The following is a 24,537-nucleotide window of genomic DNA, read 5'->3' on the forward strand; positions in this document are numbered from 1 at the left end:
TAAAATTAATAAATCCAAGGAGGATAATTTTATGAGTTCAGTCACACAAATTATTTTCATTATTACTAGTTTTATTATTTCCATATCACTATTAGTTGGTCTTATATTAATATCCATCAGTCTTTTTAATATTAAGAGTTTGCTCAAAAAGCGTAATCATCTATTGGAACAGACAAGTCGTCCTTATATCCTTTGCCGCAAAATAAATTCACAACAATTAGAATTTCGAAACGCTGGCAATACTCCTGGGAAAATAACTAAGATCGACACCGATAGCAATGCTAATTTTAATAACTTAATTGGTACTACTATTTTTTCCAATCAGACATATACCTTTAATATTAATCCTACAGAAAAATTTGAAATCACTGTCAATTACCGTGACCAAATCAATAACTATCAATCTTCCTTTTCAAATACTTTATAAATCTATTACTCATCTTACAAACCTTACAAAAACGTTAGGATACAAGCATTTATAACTATGATACTATCCTAGTGAGCCAAGGAGGGATTTTGATGAGCAAAAGAGTAAAAATCAGTTTAATAACTATAATAATTCTACTAATACCAATAATTGGATATCAATTCTGGTACGTTCCTAATTTTACTGGAGACGATTATTACACTTATATCAGTAATTCCTATAAAGAAATTATTGAAAAAGACGATTCAGGTGCTAATATGAAAGAATATTATTACCAACAAAAATCTTACGACAAAGAAGGCAATGAAAAACTTTTAAAGTTCAACAGTACGATTGGTCGTCCTATTAAAGCCAATAACTATTTAAAAGTAACTTATAATCCAAAGCATAAAAGGGTTCTTTCCTGGGAAAAAGTTCAAAAAGATAATATTCCGCAGAAATCTATTGATAAAATTTCAAAATAAACATGTTTTATTTAATAAAAAGTCCATTGAACGATATTATACTTTCATTCAATGGACTTTAATATTACTTATTATAATTTAAAAATACTTCTGAGAAAAAGCAGTTACTTTAGTAATATACTTCAGAGTTGCCTTATCAAATGACTCCGCATGTGCAGCGTTCTTAACAATCCATAATTTCTTAGGACCGTTATCATATCTATAATTCTTATACGCATTAGCAGTTGGTACAAACTTATCTTTTCCACTATGAATAATGAACAATGGCACTTTATTATTTTTCAAGGTATTCTTTGTACTTGCTTGATAAAAATTATATCCTGCTAAAAAGTCACCGAATAAACTTGCGGTTGGCACAATTGGAAAACTTGGCAAATTGAATTTATCTTTCAATTCATAAGTCAATTCCCCCGAGATCGTACTATAACCGCAATCAGCAACTGCAAAATCAACGTTCTTAGGATGTTCCCCTAACGTATACATAACGGTTGCAGCTCCCATACTGACGCCGAAAAGGCCAATATGAGACTTCGACCCATACTTATGATTGATTTTTTTGATCCAATTAACAATATCAAGCCGGTCGCTCCAACCAAAACCAGTATATTGTCCTTGACTCATTCCATAGGCCCGATTATCTGGTGAAAGAACGTTATAACCGGCATTGTGAAACATTCTGACATAGGAACCCATATATTTACTAGCACTACCAAAGCCATGGACAACAACCACGGTTTTAGTGGTCTCCTTCTCTGCTGGTAAAAAGCGAGCCTTTAACTTCAAATTATCTTTTGATGTTTGTTGCCAGATATCTTGTTTCTGTCTTAAAAACCAACGATCATCTTTGTTCAACTTACTTTTGATATCACTACTATAACCGGTTTTATTAAAAGCATAATTAAACATATAACCACTAGCAGCTATATCGGCTACCAAAATAACGCCAATAACCACTGAAAGTGAAATCTTAATAAATTTTTTCACTGTAAACTACCCTTATTCATAAATTAATTTGCTAAATAATGATAATCTACTTGGCAATTTAATTGCAAATTAAATTCTAATCACTTGTTACTTGTTCCGATTTAGCTCTATTGGCTGTAGCATCACTATGGAACCAGTGAATATGTGAATCAAAGAAAGCTATCATATCATTCATAAAGTACATAATATATGTCAAGAATAGAACTGGACTAGCGTCACCTTGTGTAGCTGTGACACCCCAAAGAACGATTGACATAACTCCTTGAACTGTCCAGAAATAATATTGTTCACGGAAACGTAATGTACATAGAAGTGCTCCAGTAAAACCAATAGCAGCTGCTACAGAATCAATTACTGGACGTGGACTGATGAATAAATTTGTATCCATCAAATAAAGCAATCCCCATGCAGCAAAGAAGAATACAGCCGTTAAAAGCCACTTAACAGGTGTCAATCCATGGATATGCTTTTCAGCATCTTTAGCCCATTGTGGACTTACTAAAACAGGAATATCCAATAAAATAATATAACTTAATTGTAGAACAACATCAGAGAAGTTCTTAGCATTGATGGCAACAAAGATATAAATCAGTGCTGAAACCAATCCCAAAACACCATTCAAAGGCTTAGCGTTAGTAATGGCAACTGTACATGTAAAACCTAAAACGGCCGCAAACCATGTCCAAATAGCAATTGCGTTAATAGAATGTGAAAGTGTTGATGCAGTGATGGCCCCCAAGCCAAACATTAGTAGCATGTAACTCTTGAAACTCCAATGTTTCATTTGTTCAACATACCACTTTGGATTAAAAATACTCATTGATTCTTCTCCTCTGGACGAATTCAAAATACTTGATTGTGGTAATTATATTCTGAATTCATCAAATTTTATTTATCTCCTAAATTGAATTTAAGAAAAATATCAATTTAACCGACAGCTAAAATCATACCACCAATCGAAGAAGAATTGGTCAATGGATTCTTAAACGTATTGAAGACATATCGGTGTAAAGCGCTTAACTTACCCGCTAAATGGGTAATTTATCATTTGATACAAGATATAGATTTTTTTTAATTCATATCACTACATCTAGTTATAACGAAGCCATAATTGCTAATGCATTAAATTATAACGAACAAAAAAAGAGCATTTCCAAATTAATAGAAATGCCGACAAGTTTTCTTAGATCATTTATTTATTAAATTTTACCAACCAGATCACCACTAGGTTTGATGGTTTCATCCCCCGGATGCCAATTTGCTGGACAAACATTATCGCCATGGGCTTCTACAAACTGTGCTGCTTGCAAAGTCCGTAAAATCTCTTTAGGATTTCTACCAACACCCATCGCATTAACGGTATATGATTTAATAATCCCTTTAGGGTCAGCAATAAAGACTCCACGATAAGCTTGACCACTGTCTTCGTCAAGAATATTGAAGAAGTCAGTCAATTGATGCTTCTGATCAGATAACATCGGATATTTAATCTTTCCAATAGTATCAGTTGTCTCTGCCCAAGACATATGTGAAAACTGACTGTCAACAGATACCGAGTAAATCTCCGCATTAGCAGCTTTAAAGTCATCGTGAAGATCTTGTAGCTCACTTAATTCAGTTGGACAAACGAATGAAAAGTCGGCAGGGTAGAAAAAGATAATTGACCACTTACCCAATAGATCAGACTTATTAAAAGTCTTCAACTCTCCATTTTGATATGCATTAACGTTGAAATCTGGTATTTCTTTATTAATATAATTCATTGTTAGGTCCTCCTAAAATTCAATTTAATTATACAACAATCTTTTTAAATTACCAGAATTTACCCATTTTATGTTTAAACAATTATGCATATCCGAAATCTAAATCCATTTCAAATATTGAATTTTTTGTGTGACAATATAGTCATTACTAGAAGAGAGGAATTGATCTTTTGAATGAGGAAAAACAAATTTCTGCTATAAAGCAGTACTCATATGACAAAATGAAAAACGATTCTACGGGACATAATTTCGATCATATCCAAAGAGTAGTCGCAACCGCTGAACAAATTTTACAGACTGAACCTGCCGACAAACTAGTCACGCTTGCAGCCGCCTATTTACATGATGTTGCCGATGACAAATTAGTTCAAGATCCTCAAAAACTTGAACAAGAAATCCATAGTTTTTTGCTTGATATTAATCTATCTAAAAAACAAGCCGACGAGATTCTTTACATCACACATAACCTATCCTTCAGTAAATCCCTCAACAGCCCACCTAAATTATCTTTATCTGGACAAATTGTCCAAGATGCTGATCGTTTGGATGCTATCGGAGCAATCGGCATCACACGCGCAATCTATTATGGTGGAAAACATTCAGAGACTATCTATGACCCAGAAATTCCGCCACGAAAGAATCTAAATAAATCTGAATACCGCAATTTAAAGAATGAAACCATCATCAACCATTTTTATGAGAAACTATTGAAACTAACTGAAATGATGAATACAACTACAGCCAAGAAAATAGCGCAAGCGCGACATCAATATATGTTAGATTTTCTTACTGAATTCAAATCCGAATGGAATATTAAAAAATAAAGAGGTCAATAAATTTGAAATCATTTGCAGAACAAGACAAAGAATATTACGAACATATTATTAGAAATTTGAAGAATCGGGGCGTTAAATTAGAAGATATCGCAGAGATTGTCATCTTCTTGGAAAAAGATTACGTCCCGGGGTTAGATACGGACATTTCAATCTACGCCATCAATAAGGTCCTTCATAAACGTGAGGCTCAAAATGCCATTATGACTGGTATTGAGCTAGACGTCCTTGCTGAAAAGGGATTGCTTTCAGGCCCAATGCAACGAATCATGCGCACTGATGAATCAACCTACGGAATCGATGAGAATATGGCAATAACTTTAGCCTCACTCTATGGATCCGTTTCCGTTACCAATTATGGTTACGTTGATAAATTGAAACATGGAATTTTAGCTAAGTTAAACGATAAATCAACAGGAAAAATTAATGTCTTCCTAGATGATTTGGTTGGCGCTATCGCTGCTGGTGCTTGTGGTTGGTTAGCCCATAATGAATCCGTTGTTAAAGAAATGATTAATAAATAAAGTTTAAAATCCTTATTCAACAATCAAAACACTACCGGCGTGTTCTGAAACATAACGTGTCACAGAACCAACGAGAGCTCTAGTAAGTGAATTTTTACCAGTTTTTCCCATAACTACTAAATCAATATTATTATTTTGAGAATAATTAGTTAATTCAACACGAGGCTCACCTTCTAACAGTTTCACATTACACAACAAACCAGCGTTCTTGACTAAATCTTTCCCTTTATTTAAGTCGTTTTTAGTCCCTATTTTCAGATCTTCAATTAACCCCGGTACATAAGATACACCTACGTTCGTTGGTAAATTAATGGTATTGACTACACCTATTAAATAAAGCTTCGACTCAAATTTTTTTGCCAATTCAATCGCTGTATCCAATGCTCTATACGAAACCTCACTGCCATCAATTGCTACTAAAATTCTTCTAAACATCATCTTATCCTCCTGTCAATTTCATCTACTTTAATTTTATCAACTTCCAGAAGAATTAGATATTTTTACACATTTACCCTAGTACTGATTAATAATATCAATCTAAAGAGATTTACTTTTTAGTTATTAAAATTATATTATTCTTAAGATAAAACGTTATCATTTAAATCATTAGTTATATAAGGTTACTTTTATTACTCAACTGTAATATAATATTTTTGTTGGAAGAAACCCAAAACATGCGATAATCAAATATTCAATAGTACAATCCTTCTATAGAATAATTCTTCTAACGATAAACACTGCCTACATGGCGGTGTTTTTTTCATATTAATCGCTAGTTTTCACCATTTTAGATATAATAAGCAAAAGTCTAAGAGGTGAAAATATTGAAAAAAAAATTAAAAAAGCTTATTAGATTAAATATATTCTTCACTTCGGCTATGATCCTAGGCGATCTTCTAATTGTTCATCATCATACTAATGACAATCAAGATGCCGTCAGACAAGTCAGCGCTTCTAATCAAATGCGTATTCGTAAGGGATTAAAAACCGTCCATGCCGATGAAGAATTTGAACATAGCGACGATTAGAATAACAAAGTACAAAGTTTCCTTAGTTTCCAAATTCGAACATATTAAATACATTAAAAATATTTTAATCTAAAATTATACTATCTTCGAATGGAATGTTTAAATTTGCTTAGATATAATTAGGAAAAATATTTAGGAGCTTAACATGAAACGTAAAGCACTTCTCTTAATTTCTCTAGCAACCATTGCTTTTAACAACTCCATCATCATTGTCAATGCCGACACTACCAACCACTCAGATGAGAAGCGAGCCGAAAAGTTCTTCAAAAAAATCAAGAATTTCAACCAAAAAATCAATCAAGATATACTTGATAAGACTGTTGCCGCAAATAGAACTCTCAAGAATAAGTATCAATCAACCAACGAGGAAACACTCAATCTCAATCGCTATTGGACAACTTTTATTAAAAAAATTAATTATTTAAAAAATGATCAATTAGAAATCTATGTAACTGCCGATTTTAAAAAACTGTCACAATCAAAAAGATCGCAAATAATCGAATTTACACAGCAATTAGCCCTTAGTCAACTTGATACCTTTAAAGCCGTGAGTGATTTGGCTTATGGTGAGAGCTTAGCTGTTACGATTTTTTGCGATGGAAACTATTTAGGGCGTAGCCTTTTTATGAATAATAAAGAGTTTAGATGGAAATCCTAAGAAAACGTGCTTATCCAAAAGAATTATTATAAGATATATTAATATTGGGGGGATTAGCATGAAGACTTTTTTCAAAAGAAAATTAACTACTTCATATTTATCGGGACGTTCCTATACTTTTTCATTATTTCATTTCTAATAATTCCAGTTGGCGACGATTTTTTTTGGTGGGGGAAACCAGGACATTATCTACTAACACATAATTTTTTTAGTTCTGATCCTGGTGTAGGAGGTAGTTCTAACGGAAGATATTTAGGAAATCTTTTGGAAATAACTATAATGCATAGTCCTATAATTGCGGGGTTTCTTTATGCAACCGTCATTTCACTTTTTATTTGGTGTTTATGGAAATTAAGTGGCAAGAGATTAGCTTTAGTCATGGCGTTAGCTTTTTTTGTAACTACGCAAATGGGTTATATTCAAACCGTTTTTCTGTGGTTTGCCGGATTTATTAACTATTTACCACCTATTACCGCCTTGTTGCTTTACTTTGTCCTATTAGAAAAATATTTACGACAAAATAAAATTATTTTTTTACCAGGATATTTTTTAATCTCGGTAATTGGTGGATTATTTGTAGAACATATGACGCTTTATCAAATTTTTGTGGGTATACTTTCAATTCTATCCATTTATTTATTAAATAAACGCACAAGTAAGCATCTTTCAATAATGCCTGCATTTTTGTACAGTTTGGGAGCACTTTGTTCAGCGGCATTAATGTTCAGTAACCCTTCGTATTATCATGGCAGTGACTACCGGACTATTTCTCCCAACCCTTTGACTTACATTGATAATTTTGTCAGTATAACCCACTTTTGGATGATCACTTTTAACTACATTACAATTATTTTGATCTGTGTGGCAATTATCCTAATTAGTTTAAATAAATTCAAGAAAACAAGTTCTAAATCTTTATCAATCATCCCGGCAATATTCTTCATTATTTATTATCTTGGCATCAATACTTACCTTGATCCGACTTTAAAGCTTAAACTTACCAAGAATTCAATTGATTCTACGCTGGCCTCAACTGACAGTCTTATCGGTCTAGCCTTTTTAATTTACCTAATTATTTGTACCCTAATTATCTTTAGGGGATTAAACAATATTAATGTAAAATTTTATCTGTTTAGTTATTTTGCTTTATGCATCCCCTTTTTCTTCATTACTTCTCCTATCTTTATCAGAGAATATTTTTCATCATATGTATTCCTATTCATTATCAGTATCATTTACATCAATAAAGCACTCGCTTTTAAATATCATCTAACGCCTAAGTTGCTCACCCGTACACTTGGAATTGTCGTTTGCCTAAGCTACTTAGTGGTCATGACAATGATGCTTTCCAATTATCAAGTTAACCTTAAAAGAGTTGCCGATGATGATTTTCTCTATGAAGAAAAAACTTTAAAACATAAAGTTCCTTATCCAAATTACGTAGCTTCAAACGATTCTCTAATGATGCAATCCCCAATGTATTGGCATAATCGTCTCGGTTTCAAATTCAACGACTATTTTTATAATAAAAAGTATAAATAATGTAAAAAAATTATTGAATATTTTACTAATCTAATTTGTTGCAAATTGAATTGCAGTAATTTCTTGTCAAAATTATCCTTTTTTAAATATACTTCAATAAACAATTGAAGGAGGGATAATTTTTATGAAGAATATTCTTACGAAAAAGGGACCAGTTTCTTTAATACTATTTGTGGTACTAATTGAATTACTTGGGGGATTATCTTCAGCTTTTGCCGGTAATATTAAACTAAAGTATAATGCTTTGGACTTACCGCCTCTGTCGCCGCCTGATTACGTATTTGGGATTGTCTGGCCGATTCTCTACTTAATGATTGCCATCGCTGGATATTTAATTATTTTTTCAGATAAACCGTCTTCAAGATTAAAGTTCGTTGCCTCCGGATTATTTTGGCTACAATTATTGTTAAATTTCATTTGGTCGATAATATTTTTTAACGAATATTATCTCTGGGGAGTAGTAGTTATCTTATTATTAGATATCATTGTTCTGCTATGTCTATTCTTCTTTTCAATGATAAATCGAATCGCCAGTTATCTTCTGATTCCCTATATGATCTGGATACTTTTCGCAACCTATCTAACTATCGGCGTGACAATTCTAAATTAAGGACCCCCTTATCAAAAAACGTATCTAAAGTGCTTCATAACTATTAGATTTCTTATCTAATGATTATGAAGCATTTTTAATTTAGAACTCCTATACTTTTGATCTCAACTCTTTTATTCAAAATAATTTTAGAGAACAAAATTATTAATTTCTATGATATTAGACGCACGTATTTCCTATTCATTTGATAGAAGTTACAATCCTAAGTACAACACACCTGCAAAGATGGACAAATGCTTTACCACTTTCTTTAAATCAAAAAAATAACATTCAATTAAATTGATTGAATGTTATCCAGCAGCGTACATCATAGTTTTCGGCGGATTATTTTTTAATTCCAAGGTTCCAACAACATAGTTAATGATAAAACCGATTGGAAATAGAATACTAAAATTACCCCTGGTTGAAATACTGTTGTTATCTAACTTATTTACCGTAACAAAGCCAATATCATCACCACATATAACTTTATATGTTCTCTCAGAACTATTTTCTACAACCAAAATAAATTCTATCAACATCACCTATCGCCTCTTTCTTTTGATCAAGCTCTTATTTCTTTGATAATCATAAGTTTTATTTGTTAAGTCTTGTACTTTAACATAAATTATTTTAGAACTATCCATTAAATTTGCTTTATAAACCTTATATTTTAGTCTCATTGTACCACGTCCTAACAGGTTGAGCATAAGGATATATTATCCCTTAACTATATGACCCTGTAAGGCTACAATCAACACAATATTTAACGTCTTTTATAATTTGTGAAAAATAAACCCTTTAACGTTATACTGGGACAAAAAATAACGTCTAATTAAATTGATCGAATGTTATCCAGCGGCGTACATCATAGTTTTTGGCGGATTGTTTTTATATTTCAAGCTTCTAACAACATAGTTAGTGATAAAGCCGATTGGAAATAGAATACTAAAATTACCCCTAGTTGAAATACTGTTGTTATCTAATTTGTTTACCGTAACAAAACCAATATCATCATCACATATAACTTTATATGTTCTCTCAGAACTATTTTCTACAACCAAAACGAATTTCATCATCATTATCTATCGCCTCTTTCTTTTGACCCAAAACCTTATATTTTGGTCTCATTGTATCACGTTCTAACGGGTTGTCCGAGTGTAACTAATATAATTTTGTGTTATATCATAGTTTGAATTAAACTCCTTTTTTATTTTTAATATGGCTGGATCTACCACATCATATTCAACATTTAAAATATAATTCATAGTGACTGTTATAATTATTATTTTAATTCTAGAATTTTCATCTTTTCATGACTGTAATCATATTGTCCCACTGACCGACATATTGAAGTCTAGTTACACTCACTAATCATTATACTAATCTCTCAAGACCAAATTGTTTTTGATATGTCGCACTCAATATATTAATGCTTTTCATTTCTCTTTCATTTTTCACATAGTAAAAAAATAGGAATGCTGTTAAGTCAGCATTCCTATTAATTCATACAAGAATTTTTATTCTCTTTCACTCTAAATAAGGAGAGTACAGGATTTGAACCTGCGCGCCTGCTATAAAACAGGTTCGCCGGATTTCGAGTCCGGTGCATTACCACTCTGCCAACTCTCCATAATAAAGGTCTTTACAGACCTATTTTAAATTAATATTGCATAAGAGTAAACATATCATACCCTTTTATTTTATCACGTCCGTGCAAATCAGTTAATTCGATTAAGAAGGCTGTCCCAACAACAATACCGCCTAATTTTTCAATTAACTTGATTGTAGCGGCTAATGTACCGCCTGTGGCCATTAAATCATCAACAACCAAAACCTTTTGTCCTGGTTTGATCGCATCTTTTTGCATATACAACGAACCTTGACCATATTCTAGGTCATATGTGACTGAGACGGTCTCACGAGGAAGCTTTCCTTTCTTACGAGCAGGAGCAAAACCAATCCCCATATTATATGCCACCGGGCATCCGACGATAAAGCCACGTGCCTCAGGTCCTGCAATCATTTCTGCACCACGACTTTTAGCATACTCAACAATCTTATCGGTTGCTGCAGCATAAGCTTTACCATCAGCCATTAATGGTGAAATATCTCGAAATAGTACACCAGGTTCTGGAAAATCTTGAACATTAGCTACATATTTCTTAAAATCAATATCCATTTTTTTAAATTCCCCATTCAATCTAACAATGGCAATCGTAATCACTCATCCAGGATAAGAGATCGTCAAAGTTGGACTCAATTAATATTTTTTCAACATCATTGCGTTGTAATCTCTTTAAGTAAGTCGGAGATTCAATCAATTCGCGTTGTTGTGAAGCATTAGCCTTTTCAACAAAGCCATTTACCATTTTAACAAAATTTAGCTCAAAAAACACTTTTAAATAAAAATCAATGTCATTTTTTTCAAAATTAAGGTACTTAGCAACCAAGTCCATCTGATCTACTTTAATATTTTGATGAGTATAAAGATACTTTAAAAGTGTCTTCATCCTTGACATATCTGGCTTTAGATACCCCCTTGTTAAATTAGTATGGAAGAATAAGGCTGTGTGAGTCGATTTATTATTTTGAATAAATTTTTCAAATAATTTTAAATCATGCGGACGATCATAAATCAAAATGTTCTCCCCATCGACATCTTCATTATATCGAACCATCTTAGAATTAACTTTTGATCTCTTCGCAGCCTCATAATAAGTTTCGTTAAAGAAAACAATATTATCAAAATGATCCATTATCTCAGCGGATATTCGTTTATTACGATAATCCAGATAAATCTTTTTCAAAGTTTGAATTTTCGCAGCCATGGGTGAAACTTGAAAATCATCTAGCATTAATTGCAAATTCTTACGACCAGCCCACTCATTGATTCCAATCTCACCGTAAACGTCACAAATCGCACCATTCACTTCTTTGGACTTTTGATACATCCCAAACCCAATTGCGTCAACTTGATGGCTCTGATCGGCAATTTTCACTTTCAAATGCGTACCATCTTGACCGATTGATCTAGGTTGCATTAATTCAACATTCTCCAATTTAATAACTGGTTTAGGATTTCCCATTCCAAATGGAGCTAAGGCGTTGATACTCTTGATCAAATCAAAATTTAAATCAGCTACATTAAGATCCAAATCGTAATTCTTCACAACTGGAGCTTTGTAATCATAACCCTGCTTGGCTGGTTCAGTTTGAACTAATTTAGTTAATTTATCAAGTTGTGTTTCTTCAATTGAAAAGCCACATGCCTGTGCATGTCCTCCAAAAGCAGTAAATAAATCTTGATACTGTTGTAAGGCGGTAAAAAGATTGAAACCTTCGGGACTTCGACCTGACCCTTTCATAATGCCGCTATTTTCGTCAAATTGTGTCGCTAAAACTGGTTTATTTTCTTGATCCATGGCACGGCTAGCAACGATTCCTAAAACTCCTTGGTGCCAATTATTACCTTTTAAGACTAAAACACCGTTATCATGCTGTGCTTGGATTTGACTCTGAGCGTCTGCAAAAGCCGTTGCAACTAATTCTTGTCGATGAGAGTTGATCTCCTCAGTCTCATTGACAATTTCTTTAGCAAAGTTTTCATCGCCAGTTGTCAACAATTCAATGCCAGATGAAGCATTATCTAAGCGACCTAAGGCATTGATTCTTGGAGCAATTTTAAAGCCAATATCCTCTTCACTGATATCGTTTAGTTTAACTTTGCATTTTTTAATTAAGGCACTCAACCCTACATGATGATTTTGTTTCATTTGCTTGAGTCCCTCAGTTACAATAACTCGATTCTCACCTTTTAAAGCCACTGAATCAGCAACTGTTCCAATTGCGGCTAGATCAATCAATTCTAAAGCTTCGTCTCCCAATAGCGCATCAGCAATCTTAAAAGCTACTCCTGCACCTGATAAGTATGGACAGACGTATTCTGAACCTGGAATAGTCGGGTGCACAATAGCATCCGCTTCAGGTAATTCTTTTGGCAGATCATGGTGATCAGTTATAATAACTTTGATACCACGATCCTTTAAATATTTGATCTCATCTTTGCCACTGACACCATTATCGACCGTTATCAGAAGATTTATTCCTTTATCGGCTAATTCCTTATAACGATCCAAATTAGGCCCATAACCGTCTTTAAAACGATCAGGAATATAAAAAATTGGTTTAGCTCCCAATTTTTGCAACGTTAATTTCATAATTGAGGTACTTGTTACACCATCAGCATCGTAATCGCCGTAAATAGCAATCTTACTCTCGGAATTAATTGCATCATCTATGATTTCTAAAGCCTTGTCCATATCGTGCAAACCGAACGGATCTTGTAATTCATCAACATTGGCATGTAAAAATGACTCGACCTCAGAATCGTCAACAATTCCCCGTTGTAGCAACAATTGTGCCACGATTTTATTTATATCTTTTTTAGAAGCAAACTCTTCTATTGCTTGTTTTGTGGGTTCTTTACGCTTTTCCCAATTTATTAATGTCAATCCATCACCTACTAACAACTAATTATATCAATTAATGAACGCAAAAAAAAAGGCTTGACAGAATCATTTATAATTTGATCTCATAAATTCAGCTATCGGCCCTTTTAAGCTTAAATTAAGAAAATACTGCTAAAGTTTTTTTATTGGCTGGTTGATTACTAACAAGTGATCCTTGTAGAGCCCAGCGATTAGTTCCCCCATCAGCACAAGTTATCAGCGTTAAAAGAGTTTGCCCTTTTATATCATCTAATAAATAAACTGCTGTTGGTGGAACGATTTTTTTATAAAATATCTTATAAGTATAAACTCGTTTCATATCAGTAATATAAGCCATATCACCGATTTCAGCATTCTCTAACGGTGAAAATAACGCTCCCTTATTGGTCATATAGTGACCAGCTAGCGCATAATTATTCTTACCCATCTTTTCATTCTCTTTCATCGTGCCACCACCAGTGGATAACGAATTATCGCTCAATCCCACGACGATTGGAAGACGAAGGTTAACAGAGGGAACAGCCATTTTTCCAATCACGGCTGCATCGTTATTGACTGATGCTTTGGCAACCTGAGTTGCAGAGATCGGTTTTACTTTTTTGAAATCGAATTGTCCCTTTTTCTTTGCATTAGAATGTGCTTTTTTAGCTGTCAAAGTAGTTAAGTTTCGTTCTGAAATTCTTTTAACTGCATATTCTTTGATTGGTTGGTTAAATATCAATGCCAAAGCAACTAAAAGAAGGATAATTGTTCCAAAAATTGAAAAGAATTTCTTCATCTTTTTCATTCCGTTTCAATAGATTTTCTTAATAATACTTTTAATATTAAAGCATAACTTAAAAAAAGTTAAATTATTAATTCACTTGATAGTTCAAGGATATTGATTTAATACTAACTAAATAAGTTATAATATAACTATAAACTAATTTGGAGGTAATTTTATGAGCATTCTTGTTTTAGGTGGGGCCGGATATATCGGTTCACATACAGTTGATCATTTATGTGAACTTGGTTACGACGTCATTGTAGCAGATAATTTATCCACAGGACACAAACAAGCTATCAATTCAAAAGCTAAATTTTATCAAGGCGATGTCCGTGATAAAGAATTCTTGATCAAGTTATTCCAAAATGAAGATATTACTGATGTTATTCATTTTGCCGCATTCTCAATCGTTCCTGAATCCATGAAAGACCCACTCAAGTACTTTGATAACAATACTAGTGGTATGATCTCGTTGCTTCAAGTTATGCATAACTTTGACGTTAAACATATTGTCTTCTCGTCAACTGCAGCAACTTATGGTGAACCTAAACAAATTCCGATTAAGGAAACTGATCCAACTGTTCCAACTAATCCTTATGGTGAAAGCAAGCTGGCTATGGAGAAAATCATGCACTGGTGCGATGTGGCCTATGGTATTAAGTTTGTTGCTCTAAGATACTTCAATGTTGGTGGTGCAAAGCCTGACGGATCAATTGGTGAAGACCACAATCCAGAAACTCATCTTATTCCAGTCGTTTTACAAGTCGCTGCCGGTCAACGCGATGAATTGACGATTTTTGGTGATGACTATGATACTAAAGATGGTACCAATGTTCGTGATTATGTCCACGTTGAAGATTTAGCCGAAGCTCATCGTTTAGCTATGGAATACCTTCGTAGTGGCAATGACAGCAATGTCTTTAATCTTGGTTCATCGACTGGATTTTCTAATAAGGAAATCTTGGAAGCTGCCCGTAAAGCAACTGGCAAAGAAATCCCTGCCAAAATGGGACCAAGACGTGCTGGCGATCCTAGCACTTTGATTGCTGATTCAACTAAAGCTAGAACGATTCTTAAATGGAGTCCTAAGTATGATGATGTTGAAAAAGTTATCAGCGACGCTTGGAACTTTAAATCAAAACACTTAAACGGTTATGAAGACTAATTTCAAAAAAGCTTATCGAAAGATTTTTCGATAGGCTTTTTTTACTGCACACTATCAACGAAAGTCCAGTTTAACTTTGCGTGATAGCTACCTGATTTATTTAACTTATTATTCATTTCCAACAAAACACCTTTATCCGTGCGCCAACTGAGCGAATTCATCTCTTGTCCACCGCTTGTTTCTGAAACTATCGCTGAACTATTCAAAAGGTCAGCTTCAGAATCATCGTTAATATACTTCAAATGACCCTGTAGCTCATTTTCTTGGTCATCTTTTAATGGTGCTTCCTGCGATAAAAAAAGTTTTAAAGCCGTTTTATTGCGTCTCATATCATCAATATCTAAGATATTGTTTGGCCAGTTGGTCTTTTCTTGACGATAAATCAATTTTTCATTAGCAATCGGTTTGATGCTGCCGTAGTCAATATCATTAACCGAATATTCCAATTTATTAGTAATTAAATTAATTGTTCTTGCCTCACTGAATTTCTGATATGCGGTATCATTGTCATCTACTCCATGAATATATCCCGTCGAGCGATATGTTTCCCGCTTATTAACATCACCAATTTTGATGTCAATTTCAATCGTATGACTTTGATTGATTCCAAAATTCAACCCCGAAATTTCCACAATATCGTCTGATTTCCCATCGGTGTTGATTTGGTAATCACTATCAGTTCCGTCAACTAAAACATTATTAACTTTAGTACCTTTTCTGATTGGCAAATAATACGTTGCATTTTTCAAGCGACTTCCAGAACTGTTATTAGTAATTTTAGTATCATAAACAAGATTGTCATTACCAATTACATCAAACAACATAGTTGCTGAATCATTCTTATCACTCACCGTTTTATTAGTCAAAGTATCGTCAATTGAAATCTCTGGACCATCTTTTGATAGAACATTTAATTTGGCCTTGTTAGTATCGTATTCATATTTTTTACCACCGGTTTTAACTTCGATATGGGCAAAAATCTCAGTTCCATCATCATCCAGAGTCGTCACTGGCGTAGTATGTGAGATAGAATTTTTACCAACTTCAATTTCTTCTTGTTCGTGGTCTATTGGATCTTCCTTGAACCAGCGAATCGAATAGGCCAAATCTTCTTGATCTTCAAATTCACCAATATTTCCCATCAGTTTAAAAGTGGCTGTTTCACCAGCATAAACCGTCTGGTCCTCTAGACCTCCACCGACCATTAAAGTAGTACTAGCTTCCTTAATACCTCCATTCGAACTATTAATTGCTGTGGCAGTAACCTTAACTTCTCCACTAATAGAACGGGTATTAGCTTCAATTAAACCGGTATCCTCATCGATTGTAGCAATTTCAGGCTTATCAATACTCCATTTGACCGTTCCCGTAAAATCTTTTGGTTCAATGTCAGCTCTAGCGTAAGTTGATGTAGTAGTTATGTCATTTTTCAAATTATAAATATAATCGTCATCAGTCGTAACTTTTAAATCGGTGACATCAACGTCACTATCTAAAGCATGGACTGTTGCAACTTGCGACCACACTTGTGGATCAAAAATAGTGGGGCCAAAAAGCATATACCAAGCTGTTCTTAACTGATAATACTTAACTCCCACTTCTGTTGGCGTGACAGTTAAATTGCGTTTATCGCCACCTTTTTTATCACTTACGCTGCTCCATTTTTTACCATCAGAACTTTCATACCACTGGTAATGTTGCCAAGAAGTAAAAGTTAAGATAGTCGTCAAAAAGGACCGACCTGCATCGGTATAAAGTGTGATGGGGGTCCCCTCAATCGTATAGGCATTAGCCTGCGGCTGTAGACTATAACCCGAAGTCATCCAAATTCCAAGAAATTTCCTAACATCCCCAGTTGGTTCATGTTTAGGAACAATTGTCACTTCATCGCGATTATCGATCAATCCCGCCGTTAATTCAGCTGCCTCAACTTCTTTACTTTTTTTAATTGCAAAACGCCCGACAAAAAAAGAAAACATAATTATGCAAACAAGAAATTTTTTGAAACTATTTGATTTACGCATATTTATGAATACCCTTTCCTTTATTATACAAAGAGTATATCATCCCCAAAAAAAGGTATAAATATCAAATTTAATAAAATATTTTTAAATAAATAGACTTATCGTCAATATTTTTATTCTAATATTCAACTATAACAAAAAAGACCATGAAAAATTCATGATCTTCTTTCGTCTATATCAGATATTCCAAATCACTACCAGCTGTTGGATAAGCCAATATTTCCTTTGTGACGTCTTCATGCGTCATCTTCTGCTCAATTGCTTTAGTTAAAAGATTAATCAGACTATCAGCTTCGTTGCTCAATAACGTAGCACCGATAATTTGCGATTGATCATTTAAAACAATTCTTACCTTAGCTTTAGGTTCATTGGTGTGGCTATAAGTAAACCACTTAGTAACATCTTGATCTACCACTTTACTACCAGTCTGCTCACCCACTTGAGCCAATTTAGGACTGCCATAAACGACTGTCGGAATTAATGGAAGTTTGATATCTGAGGTTGTCTTTTGCAAAATCACATCACTAACGTAACTAGCTTCAAAGCCTGCCACCGGAGTCAATTTAGGTGCTTTAGTAGAAACTACATCCCCAATAGCAAAGATTCTCTCGTTACTAGATTGCAATTGCTTATTTACAACTACCCCATGACGATCCACTTTGACACCAGCTTTATCCAAATCCAAATAATCGACATTAGGGATTCTTCCGGTTGCTCCAATAACAATATCGCTGGACAATTCAAAATTATCAGCCTTGAGAATGAACTTGTCACCTGATTTAGCAATTTCCTTGGTATCAATATTGAAGTGAAATTCAACGCCTTTGTTTTCTAGTTGCTTAACTAACTCTAAGGCGTACTTTTCATTAAATGCCTTCAATGGATGGTCATTGTGATGAACGACATGTACCTTAGCTCCTGTTGCATTAGCAATCGTCGCCAATTCAAAAGCAATGTAACCCGCACCAATAATAGTAACTTCTTTAGGCATTTGCTTTAAGGACAAGAAATCTGTACTAGATAAGAGATTTTCTTTACCCTTAACATCCAAATAGCTTGGACGTTGACCTGTAGCGATAATAAAGTGATCTGCTTGATAAGTCACTTCATTTACTGACACTTCTTTATCAGATACAAATTTAGGTTCTCCATCAATTGTTGTGATTCCCGCATCAATAGCTCCCTTTTTACTGCTATCAGAAACCGGATCAGTAAAGGTCTCCTTAAACTTCTCTAAGTCAGTCCAATTAACATAAGGAACATCACCAAAACCTTTTCCTTGCAATTGAACCATTCGATCACGTGCTTCAACCGCTCCAATCAAAACCTTTTTAGGGTCACAGCCACGATTTGGACAAGTTCCTCCCCAAAGATTATTCTCAATGACGGCCACGTTCTGACCAGCTCCACTCAAATCATATGCAGCTGCTAAACCGCCAGGACCAGCTCCGATAATAATTGTGTCAAATTTTTCCATATAAATTCCTCCAAATAAAAAAAGTACTTATAATGAATTAACTAACTCCATTATAAGCACTTTCTTAATTTTTGCCGTCTTCTTTGCCTCGATTGAGGTTCAAGACTGACATGAAGGCTTCTTGAGGAATTGAAACTTTTCCAATTTCCTTCATTCGTTTTTTACCAGCTTTTTGCTTATTCAACAACTTATCACGACGAGTTCTATCACCACCATAGAGTTTAGCAGTAACATCCTTTCGATAAGCTTTAACATTTGAACGAGCTACAACTTTATTTCCAATGGTTGCTTGAATAGGAATTTCAAACATTTGACGAGGGATAACTTGCTTCAAACGAGCCACAATATCTCGACCACGCTTTTGAGCAAAATCTTTATGAACGATAAAGCTCAAGGCATCCACTGGTTCACCATTCAATAGAATATCCATTTTTACCAATTCACTTGGTTCATAATCATCAATATCGTAATCCAATGAAGCATAACCTTTAGTACTTGATTTCAAATCATCAAAGAAATCAAAGATTATTTCTAGCAATGGCAATTTATAAATAACGTTCACTCGATATTTATCTAAATAATCCATCGTTACGAATTCGCCACGCTTATGTTGACAGAGTTCCATAACAGCACCCACATAATCTTCAGGGACCATTATCTCCGCTCTAACATAGGGTTCACGGACTTCTTTTATTTCAGAGGCATCTGGTAACTCAGATGGATTATCGACCACAATATTTTTACCATCATTGGTTGTTACGTGATAATCAACTGAGGGCGAGGTTGTAATCAAATCAAGATCAAAATCTCTTTCCAATCGTTCCTGAACAACATCCATGTGCAATAAGCCTAAGAATCCACAACGGAATCCAAAGCCCAAAGCTTGTGAAGTTTCTGGTTCAAATTCCAAAGCAGCATCATTTAATTGTAATTTCTCTAATGCTTCATGCAAATCCTCATATTTAGCATTGTCAACTGGATAAAGTCCTGCAAAGACCATTGGCGTGCTCTTACGATACCCCGTCAACGGTTCAGCCGTAGGATTATTAGCTAATGTAACGGTATCACCAACTCGTGTTTCCTTAACTGATTTAATGCTGGCAGTAATATAGCCAACATCCCCTGCCATCAAATAGTCACGTTTAACCGCCTTAGGAGACATCACACCAACTTCTGTGACTTCAAAGGTCTTCTTATTACTCATCAATTGAATCGTGTCTCCAACCTTAACAACGCCTTCACGGACACGTACATCTAAGACCACGCCACGGTAACTGTCATAGACTGAATCAAAGATCAAAGCCTTTAAAGGTTTATCGAGATCTCCAGTTGGAGCGGGAACATCCGAAACGATTCTCTCTAAGAGTTCATCGACACCAACACCAGTCTTAGCGCTCATTAAAATTGATGATTCAGCATCAATCCCGATCATCTCTTCAATCTCTTCTTTAACCTTGTCCGGTTCAGCCGAAGGAAGATCAATTTTATTGATAACCGGAACGATCTCCAAGTCGTTATCAATTGCCAAATAAGCGTTAGCTAATGTTTGAGCCTCTACCCCCTGTGCTGCGTCGACAACTAACAATGCGCCCTCACAGGCAGCCAAAGAACGTGAAACTTCATACGAGAAATCTACATGTCCTGGGGTATCAATCAAGTGAAATATATAAGTCTGACCATCTTTAGCCTCATATTCCAATTCAACCGCATTCAATTTAATCGTAATTCCACGTTCACGTTCCAGATCCATATCATCTAGGATTTGAGCTTTCATTTCACGTTTCGAAACCGTTTTGGTTCTTTCCAAAATTCGATCAGCAATCGTTGATTTACCATGATCGATATGCGCTACGATAGAGAAATTACGAATTCTTTTTTGTCTTTCTTTTAATTTATCGAGATCTAAATCCATAAATTATTCCCTTCTATCAGAAATTTATCATTCTTTCTATTTTACACTATTGTACTACTATGTTCTATATGTAAAAAAGAAGAGACCAATGGCCTCTTCTTTTTTACTATTATTCGCCTTTAAAGGCATCTCTTACTTTATTGAAAAAGTTACTATCTTTTTCTTTAACTTTGTCTCCACCAGCTTCGGCAAATTTCTTCAAAGCACTGCGTTGTTCACCAGAAAGTTTGCGGGGTGTAACAATGTTTACTGTAACCTTTTCGTCACCGATACTCTTGCTATTCAAAACAGGAGCACCCTTGCCACGCAATCTGAATGTAGTCCCAGTTTGTGTACCACTTGGCACATTAAGCTTAACGGGACCATGCACAGTATTGACTTTAATTTCATCACCTAAAGTAGCTTGAGGGAAACTAATATTTACTGAAGCATAAATTGTCGAACCATCACGTCTAAACTCCTTGCTTGGAGCAACATGGAAGACAATATAAAGATCACCATAAGGTCCACCGTTGGTTCCAGCCTCACCTTGACCATCAAGACGCATTTGTTGTCCATCTTCAACACCAGCTGGAACTGTAACCTTAAGTTCATGCTTTTCGTTTACCTTACCTGAACCATGGCAAATATTGCATTTTTCTTTGATTTCTTTACCAGTACCATTGCAGACATCACAGACAACTCTAGTACGCATACGACCAAGTGGAGTCTGACGATCAACTTCTACATAACCTGAACCGTGACACTTAGAACATGTCTCTGGATGTGTACCAGGTTTTGCACCTGAACCACCACAAGTAGAACATTCTTCTTCACGATTGTAGGAAATGTTAGTTTTCTTACCAAAAACTCCTTCTTCGAAAGTCAGATCCATACGATATTGAAGATCGGAACCTTGTCTTGGGGCATTAGGATTTTGACGAGCAGCACCGCCACCGCCAAAGAATTGGCTAAAGATATCTTCAAATCCGCCGAACTGATCTCCAGCTCCAGCACCATTGAAACCACCAAAACCTCCTTGGCCACCATTCATACCGGCAGAACCATATTGATCATATTGAGCACGCTTTTGTGGGTCTTTTAAAATTTCATAGGCTGCATTAACTTCCTTAAATTTGTCTTCGGCATCAGGTGCCTTGTTCAAATCAGGATGATATTTTTTTGAAAGTTTACGAAACGCTTTTCTGATATCATCATCAGAAGCATTTTTATCAACGCCTAGTACGTCATATGGATTTCTATCTGCCATTAAATCACCTTTGTATGACAGGACAATTAAGTCCTATTCCTTTTTAACGCTCAAAAGAGCAGTTATTGTTTTACTATACCATAAATTGGTTTTAGTAATTAACTGACTGCTCTTCATCACAATTATTATTTCTTATCTTTATCAGGATCTACTTCTGAAAAGTCGCCATCAACGGTACCGTCATCTGACTTCTTGCCATCAGTTGAATCCGTACCAGTAGCACCTTTATCGCCACCAGCTTTTTGTTGTGCTTGTTGAGCTTGTTGATAAAGTTTTACAGACAAGTCTTGGACAATCTTATTCAAATCGTCACGTTTCTTCTTCATGTCTTCAAGATCACCAGAATCTTGAGCCTTCTTCAAAGCATCACGAGCATCTTGGGCCTTCTTAATTTCGTCATCAGAAACTTTACCCTTAACGTCTTTTAGAGTCTTGTCAGTTGCAAACAATGTTTGTTCAACATCGTTCTTAACGTCAACCTCTTCCTTACGCTTGTTATCTTCTTGTTCGTGTTCCTTAGCTTCTTTCATCATCTTGTCGATTTCTTCATCGCTCAAACCAGATGAACTCTTGATAGTGATCTTTTGTTCCTTGTTTGTTCCCATATCCTTAGCAGATACGTTAACAATACCATTCTTATCAATATCAAATTTAACTTGGATCTGAGGTACACCACGTGGTGCAGCAGGAATATCTGTTAGTTGGAAACGACCCAAAGTCTTATTATCTGCGGCCATTGGACGTTCACCTTGAAGAACGTGGATATCAACAGCACTTTGATTATCAGCAGCAGTTGAGAATACTTGTGACTTACTTGTTGGAATAGTTGTATTTCTGTCAATCAATTTAGTGAATACTCCACCCATTGTTTCAATACCAAGTGACAATGGTGTGACATCAAGTAAGACAACATCTTTAACATCACCAGAGATAACACCACCTTGAATAGCAGCACCTAAAGCAACAGCTTCATCAGGGTTGATTGAGTGATCGGGAGCTTTACCAGTCCACTTAGCAACAGATTCTTGAACGGCTGGAATACGTGTTGAACCACCGTTTAAGATAACCTTGTCAATGTCAGAATTTGTTAGATTTGCATCTTTCAATGCATTGTCAACTGGAATCTTAGTTCTTTCAACTAAATCTGATGTCAATTCATCGAACTTAGCACGTGTCAATGTTTCTTCCAAGTGTAATGGACCATTAGCACCTGATGAAATAAATGGAAGACTGATTGATGTTTGAGCAACACCTGACAAATCTTTCTTAGCTTTTTCAGCAGCATCCTTCAATCTTTGAAGAGCCATCTTATCTTGTGATAAGTCAACGCCATTCTTTTCCTTGAATTGTGCAACTAGCCAATCGATGATCTTTTGGTCAAAGTCATCACCACCAAGATGTGTATCACCATTTGTTGAAAGTACTTCGAAGACACCATCGCCTAGCTGAAGTACAGAAACATCAAATGTACCACCACCAAGGTCATATACAAGGATCTTTTCGTCACCCTTATCATTATCTAGACCATAAGCAAGTGCTGAAGCTGTTGGTTCGTTAACAATACGTTGAACATTTAAACCAGCAATTTTACCAGCATCCTTAGTAGCTTGTCTTTGTGAATCATTGAAGTATGCAGGTACTGTGATAACAGCGTCTGTTACTTTTTCACCTAAGTAGTCTTCAGAAAACTTCTTAATGTGTTGAAGAATGAATGCTGAAATTTCTTGTGGTGTATATTCCTTACCGCCAGCTTTAACTTTGTATCCAGCCTCACCCATGTGACGCTTGATTGAAGAAACTGTATCAGGATTTGTGATTGCTTGTCTCTTAGCAACTTCACCAACTTGAATTTCACCATCTTTGAAAGCAACTACTGAAGGAGTAGTTCTGGCACCCTCTGGGTTAGTGATGATCTTTGGTGATCCACCTTCCAAGACGGCTACAGCTGAGTTTGTAGTACCTAAATCAATACCGATAACTTTTGACATAAACTAAAACCTCTTTTTAAATTTTTAATTATTATTTTTATTATTGTGCAACAACGACCATCGCTGGACGCAAGACACGATCTTCTAATTTGTAACCTTTTTGCAAAACTTGTACTACAGTATCCTTCTTATGCTTATCATCAGCAGGAACTGTCTGAACAGCTTGGCTGAACGTTGGATCAAATTTTTCACCAGCGTTGTCTATTTCAGTTACGTGATTATTTTGAAGTGCCTTAACCATATGTTGTTGAACCATTTCAATACCCTTTTTCAATTGCTTGCTGGCTTCATCGTCAGCTTCAACATTTAGAGCACGTTCAAGATTATCCAAGACAGGAAGAATTTCTGTTGCCAACTTTTGACCATCATATTTAAGAATACCAGAAACTTCTTTATTATGACGATTGTTCATGTTTTGAATTTCAGCTTGGCTTCTTAAGAATTTATCTTCCAAATCCGCATTCTTAGCTTTTAGATCTTTAATCTCTTTATCTTTGGGATCGATCTTTTGAGCACTTTCTTTTTTCGCTGATTTTTCAGCCTTTTTATCAGTCTTTGAAGTTTCCTTAGCAGCTGATTCTTCTGCTTTTTTAGAAGACTTCAAATCTGGATCTTTTTCTTTATCTGCCATTA

At 35.0% G+C, this 24,537-nt stretch carries 24 protein-coding genes and 1 tRNA gene; 9 read left to right on the forward strand and 16 right to left on the reverse strand.

Annotated elements, in window-relative coordinates:
* The first annotated feature begins 31 nt into the window (after window positions 1-31).
* Both LA20249_RS03640 and LA20249_RS03645 read left to right on the forward strand, forming a co-directional pair.
* Window positions 32-427 carry a hypothetical protein gene (locus LA20249_RS03640; protein WP_057740277.1) on the forward strand — a complete coding sequence of 132 codons (396 nt, stop codon included), beginning with the start codon at window positions 32-34 and terminating at the stop codon, window positions 425-427.
* 92 nt (window positions 428-519) lie between these two features.
* A complete protein-coding gene (locus tag LA20249_RS03645; protein WP_057740274.1) occupies window positions 520-891 on the forward strand; it encodes a YxeA family protein in 372 nt (123 codons plus the stop codon).
* A 78-nt stretch (window positions 892-969) separates the two neighbouring features.
* On the opposite strand, the gene LA20249_RS03650 is transcribed toward LA20249_RS03645, so the two are convergent.
* The 3 genes from LA20249_RS03650 to LA20249_RS03660 all read right to left on the reverse strand — a co-directional run bounded on the left by LA20249_RS03650 (window position 970) and on the right by LA20249_RS03660 (window position 3,638).
* Window positions 970-1,875 (reverse strand): alpha/beta hydrolase, encoded by a 906-nt coding sequence (locus LA20249_RS03650; RefSeq protein WP_057740271.1) that lies wholly within the window; start codon window positions 1,873-1,875, stop codon window positions 970-972.
* 76 nt (window positions 1,876-1,951) lie between these two features.
* Window positions 1,952-2,695 (reverse strand): nicotinamide riboside transporter PnuC, encoded by a 744-nt coding sequence (gene pnuC, locus LA20249_RS03655; protein WP_057740268.1) that lies wholly within the window; start codon window positions 2,693-2,695, stop codon window positions 1,952-1,954.
* 379 nt (window positions 2,696-3,074) lie between these two features.
* Complete coding sequence (locus LA20249_RS03660; protein ID WP_057740265.1) at window positions 3,075-3,638, reverse strand: peroxiredoxin; 564 nt, start codon at window positions 3,636-3,638, stop codon at window positions 3,075-3,077.
* A gap of 170 nt (window positions 3,639-3,808) precedes the next feature.
* Here LA20249_RS03660 and LA20249_RS03665 point away from each other — a divergent pair, with 170 nt between their 5' ends.
* Both LA20249_RS03665 and LA20249_RS03670 read left to right on the forward strand, forming a co-directional pair.
* On the forward strand, window positions 3,809-4,462 hold the full coding sequence (locus tag LA20249_RS03665) for an HD domain-containing protein (protein ID WP_057740262.1): 654 nt from the start codon (window positions 3,809-3,811) through the stop codon (window positions 4,460-4,462).
* 14 nt (window positions 4,463-4,476) lie between these two features.
* The gene (locus LA20249_RS03670; protein ID WP_057740259.1) at window positions 4,477-4,995 is read left to right on the forward strand and encodes a phosphatidylglycerophosphatase A family protein; all 519 of its coding nucleotides are present in this window, start codon (window positions 4,477-4,479) and stop codon (window positions 4,993-4,995) included.
* A gap of 12 nt (window positions 4,996-5,007) precedes the next feature.
* On the opposite strand, the gene LA20249_RS03675 is transcribed toward LA20249_RS03670, so the two are convergent.
* A complete protein-coding gene (locus LA20249_RS03675) occupies window positions 5,008-5,430 on the reverse strand; it encodes a universal stress protein (RefSeq protein ID WP_057740256.1) in 423 nt (140 codons plus the stop codon).
* A gap of 389 nt (window positions 5,431-5,819) precedes the next feature.
* On the opposite strand from LA20249_RS03675, the gene LA20249_RS03680 reads away from it, so the two are divergent.
* The 4 genes from LA20249_RS03680 (at window position 5,820) to LA20249_RS03695 (ending at window position 8,833) form a co-directional block, all read left to right on the forward strand.
* The gene (locus LA20249_RS03680; RefSeq protein WP_057740254.1) at window positions 5,820-6,023 is read left to right on the forward strand and encodes a hypothetical protein; all 204 of its coding nucleotides are present in this window, start codon (window positions 5,820-5,822) and stop codon (window positions 6,021-6,023) included.
* Window positions 6,024-6,168: 145 nt separating this feature from the next.
* Window positions 6,169-6,681 carry a hypothetical protein gene (locus tag LA20249_RS03685; protein ID WP_057740251.1) on the forward strand — a complete coding sequence of 171 codons (513 nt, stop codon included), beginning with the start codon at window positions 6,169-6,171 and terminating at the stop codon, window positions 6,679-6,681.
* 81 nt (window positions 6,682-6,762) lie between these two features.
* A complete protein-coding gene (locus tag LA20249_RS03690; RefSeq protein ID WP_219729626.1) occupies window positions 6,763-8,223 on the forward strand; it encodes a DUF6056 family protein in 1,461 nt (486 codons plus the stop codon).
* 124 nt (window positions 8,224-8,347) lie between these two features.
* Complete coding sequence (locus tag LA20249_RS03695; protein ID WP_057740246.1) at window positions 8,348-8,833, forward strand: TspO/MBR family protein; 486 nt, start codon at window positions 8,348-8,350, stop codon at window positions 8,831-8,833.
* 290 nt (window positions 8,834-9,123) lie between these two features.
* Here LA20249_RS03695 and LA20249_RS03700 read toward each other — a convergent pair whose 3' ends face one another.
* The 6 genes from LA20249_RS03700 to LA20249_RS03725 all read right to left on the reverse strand — a co-directional run bounded on the left by LA20249_RS03700 (window position 9,124) and on the right by LA20249_RS03725 (window position 14,101).
* Window positions 9,124-9,354: a hypothetical protein gene (locus LA20249_RS03700; RefSeq protein WP_057740244.1), complete on the reverse strand. Its 231-nt coding sequence runs from the start codon at window positions 9,352-9,354 to the stop codon at window positions 9,124-9,126.
* A 309-nt stretch (window positions 9,355-9,663) separates the two neighbouring features.
* Window positions 9,664-9,894, reverse strand: a complete 231-nt coding sequence (locus LA20249_RS03705) for a hypothetical protein (RefSeq protein WP_057740241.1) — start codon at window positions 9,892-9,894, stop codon at window positions 9,664-9,666.
* 460 nt (window positions 9,895-10,354) lie between these two features.
* A tRNA-Ser gene (locus LA20249_RS03710) sits at window positions 10,355-10,444 on the reverse strand.
* Between the two features lie 31 nt (window positions 10,445-10,475).
* Window positions 10,476-10,994 (reverse strand): adenine phosphoribosyltransferase, encoded by a 519-nt coding sequence (locus LA20249_RS03715; RefSeq protein ID WP_025085743.1) that lies wholly within the window; start codon window positions 10,992-10,994, stop codon window positions 10,476-10,478.
* 22 nt (window positions 10,995-11,016) lie between these two features.
* Complete coding sequence (recJ, locus tag LA20249_RS03720; protein WP_057740392.1) at window positions 11,017-13,326, reverse strand: single-stranded-DNA-specific exonuclease RecJ; 2,310 nt, start codon at window positions 13,324-13,326, stop codon at window positions 11,017-11,019.
* A gap of 115 nt (window positions 13,327-13,441) precedes the next feature.
* Window positions 13,442-14,101 (reverse strand): class A sortase, encoded by a 660-nt coding sequence (locus LA20249_RS03725; protein ID WP_083477980.1) that lies wholly within the window; start codon window positions 14,099-14,101, stop codon window positions 13,442-13,444.
* Between the two features lie 163 nt (window positions 14,102-14,264).
* On the opposite strand from LA20249_RS03725, the gene galE reads away from it, so the two are divergent.
* Window positions 14,265-15,254, forward strand: a complete 990-nt coding sequence (gene galE / locus LA20249_RS03730; protein ID WP_057740236.1) for a UDP-glucose 4-epimerase GalE — start codon at window positions 14,265-14,267, stop codon at window positions 15,252-15,254.
* A gap of 41 nt (window positions 15,255-15,295) precedes the next feature.
* Here galE and LA20249_RS03735 read toward each other — a convergent pair whose 3' ends face one another.
* The 6 genes from LA20249_RS03735 to grpE form a co-directional block, all read right to left on the reverse strand.
* Entirely contained in the window at window positions 15,296-17,278 is a 1,983-nt protein-coding gene (locus LA20249_RS03735) for a hypothetical protein (protein WP_057740235.1), read from the reverse strand.
* Window positions 17,279-17,450: 172 nt separating this feature from the next.
* The gene (locus LA20249_RS03740) at window positions 17,451-18,755 is read right to left on the reverse strand and encodes a dihydrolipoyl dehydrogenase family protein (protein WP_057740232.1); all 1,305 of its coding nucleotides are present in this window, start codon (window positions 18,753-18,755) and stop codon (window positions 17,451-17,453) included.
* A 64-nt stretch (window positions 18,756-18,819) separates the two neighbouring features.
* Window positions 18,820-20,667: a translation elongation factor 4 gene (gene lepA, locus LA20249_RS03745; RefSeq protein ID WP_057740229.1), complete on the reverse strand. Its 1,848-nt coding sequence runs from the start codon at window positions 20,665-20,667 to the stop codon at window positions 18,820-18,822.
* A gap of 109 nt (window positions 20,668-20,776) precedes the next feature.
* Window positions 20,777-21,916 carry a molecular chaperone DnaJ gene (gene dnaJ / locus LA20249_RS03750; RefSeq protein ID WP_057740227.1) on the reverse strand — a complete coding sequence of 380 codons (1,140 nt, stop codon included), beginning with the start codon at window positions 21,914-21,916 and terminating at the stop codon, window positions 20,777-20,779.
* 125 nt (window positions 21,917-22,041) lie between these two features.
* Window positions 22,042-23,904 (reverse strand): molecular chaperone DnaK, encoded by a 1,863-nt coding sequence (gene dnaK, locus LA20249_RS03755; protein WP_057740225.1) that lies wholly within the window; start codon window positions 23,902-23,904, stop codon window positions 22,042-22,044.
* Between the two features lie 40 nt (window positions 23,905-23,944).
* Window positions 23,945-24,535 (reverse strand): nucleotide exchange factor GrpE, encoded by a 591-nt coding sequence (grpE, locus tag LA20249_RS03760; RefSeq protein ID WP_057740224.1) that lies wholly within the window; start codon window positions 24,533-24,535, stop codon window positions 23,945-23,947.
* Between the last annotated feature and the right edge of the window lie 2 nt (window positions 24,536-24,537).

Origin of the sequence: Companilactobacillus alimentarius DSM 20249 (assembly GCF_002849895.1) — a bacterium.
In the GTDB taxonomy this organism is placed as follows: domain Bacteria; phylum Bacillota; class Bacilli; order Lactobacillales; family Lactobacillaceae; genus Companilactobacillus; species Companilactobacillus alimentarius.

Bases quoted from the DNA above. Each gene is read 5' to 3' on its own strand.
- LA20249_RS03640 (WP_057740277.1), top strand. From the start codon at position 32: ATGAGTTCAGTCACACAAATTATTTTCATTATTACTAGTTTTATTATT.
- LA20249_RS03645 (WP_057740274.1), top strand. From the start codon at position 520: ATGAGCAAAAGAGTAAAAATCAGTTTAATAACTATAATAATTCTACTA.
- pnuC (WP_057740268.1), bottom strand. From the start codon at position 2,695: ATGAGTATTTTTAATCCAAAGTGGTATGTTGAACAAATGAAACATTGG.
- LA20249_RS03660 (WP_057740265.1), bottom strand. From the start codon at position 3,638: ATGAATTATATTAATAAAGAAATACCAGATTTCAACGTTAATGCATAT.
- LA20249_RS03675 (WP_057740256.1), bottom strand. From the start codon at position 5,430: ATGTTTAGAAGAATTTTAGTAGCAATTGATGGCAGTGAGGTTTCGTAT.
- LA20249_RS03685 (WP_057740251.1), top strand. From the start codon at position 6,169: ATGAAACGTAAAGCACTTCTCTTAATTTCTCTAGCAACCATTGCTTTT.
- LA20249_RS03695 (WP_057740246.1), top strand. From the start codon at position 8,348: ATGAAGAATATTCTTACGAAAAAGGGACCAGTTTCTTTAATACTATTT.
- LA20249_RS03700 (WP_057740244.1), bottom strand. From the start codon at position 9,354: ATGTTGATAGAATTTATTTTGGTTGTAGAAAATAGTTCTGAGAGAACA.
- LA20249_RS03705 (WP_057740241.1), bottom strand. From the start codon at position 9,894: ATGATGATGAAATTCGTTTTGGTTGTAGAAAATAGTTCTGAGAGAACA.
- LA20249_RS03715 (WP_025085743.1), bottom strand. From the start codon at position 10,994: ATGGATATTGATTTTAAGAAATATGTAGCTAATGTTCAAGATTTTCCA.
- LA20249_RS03725 (WP_083477980.1), bottom strand. From the start codon at position 14,101: ATGAAGAAATTCTTTTCAATTTTTGGAACAATTATCCTTCTTTTAGTT.
- galE (WP_057740236.1), top strand. From the start codon at position 14,265: ATGAGCATTCTTGTTTTAGGTGGGGCCGGATATATCGGTTCACATACA.
- LA20249_RS03735 (WP_057740235.1), bottom strand. From the start codon at position 17,278: ATGCGTAAATCAAATAGTTTCAAAAAATTTCTTGTTTGCATAATTATG.
- LA20249_RS03740 (WP_057740232.1), bottom strand. From the start codon at position 18,755: ATGGAAAAATTTGACACAATTATTATCGGAGCTGGTCCTGGCGGTTTA.
- lepA (WP_057740229.1), bottom strand. From the start codon at position 20,667: ATGGATTTAGATCTCGATAAATTAAAAGAAAGACAAAAAAGAATTCGT.
- dnaJ (WP_057740227.1), bottom strand. From the start codon at position 21,916: ATGGCAGATAGAAATCCATATGACGTACTAGGCGTTGATAAAAATGCT.
- dnaK (WP_057740225.1), bottom strand. From the start codon at position 23,904: ATGTCAAAAGTTATCGGTATTGATTTAGGTACTACAAACTCAGCTGTA.
- grpE (WP_057740224.1), bottom strand. From the start codon at position 24,535: ATGGCAGATAAAGAAAAAGATCCAGATTTGAAGTCTTCTAAAAAAGCA.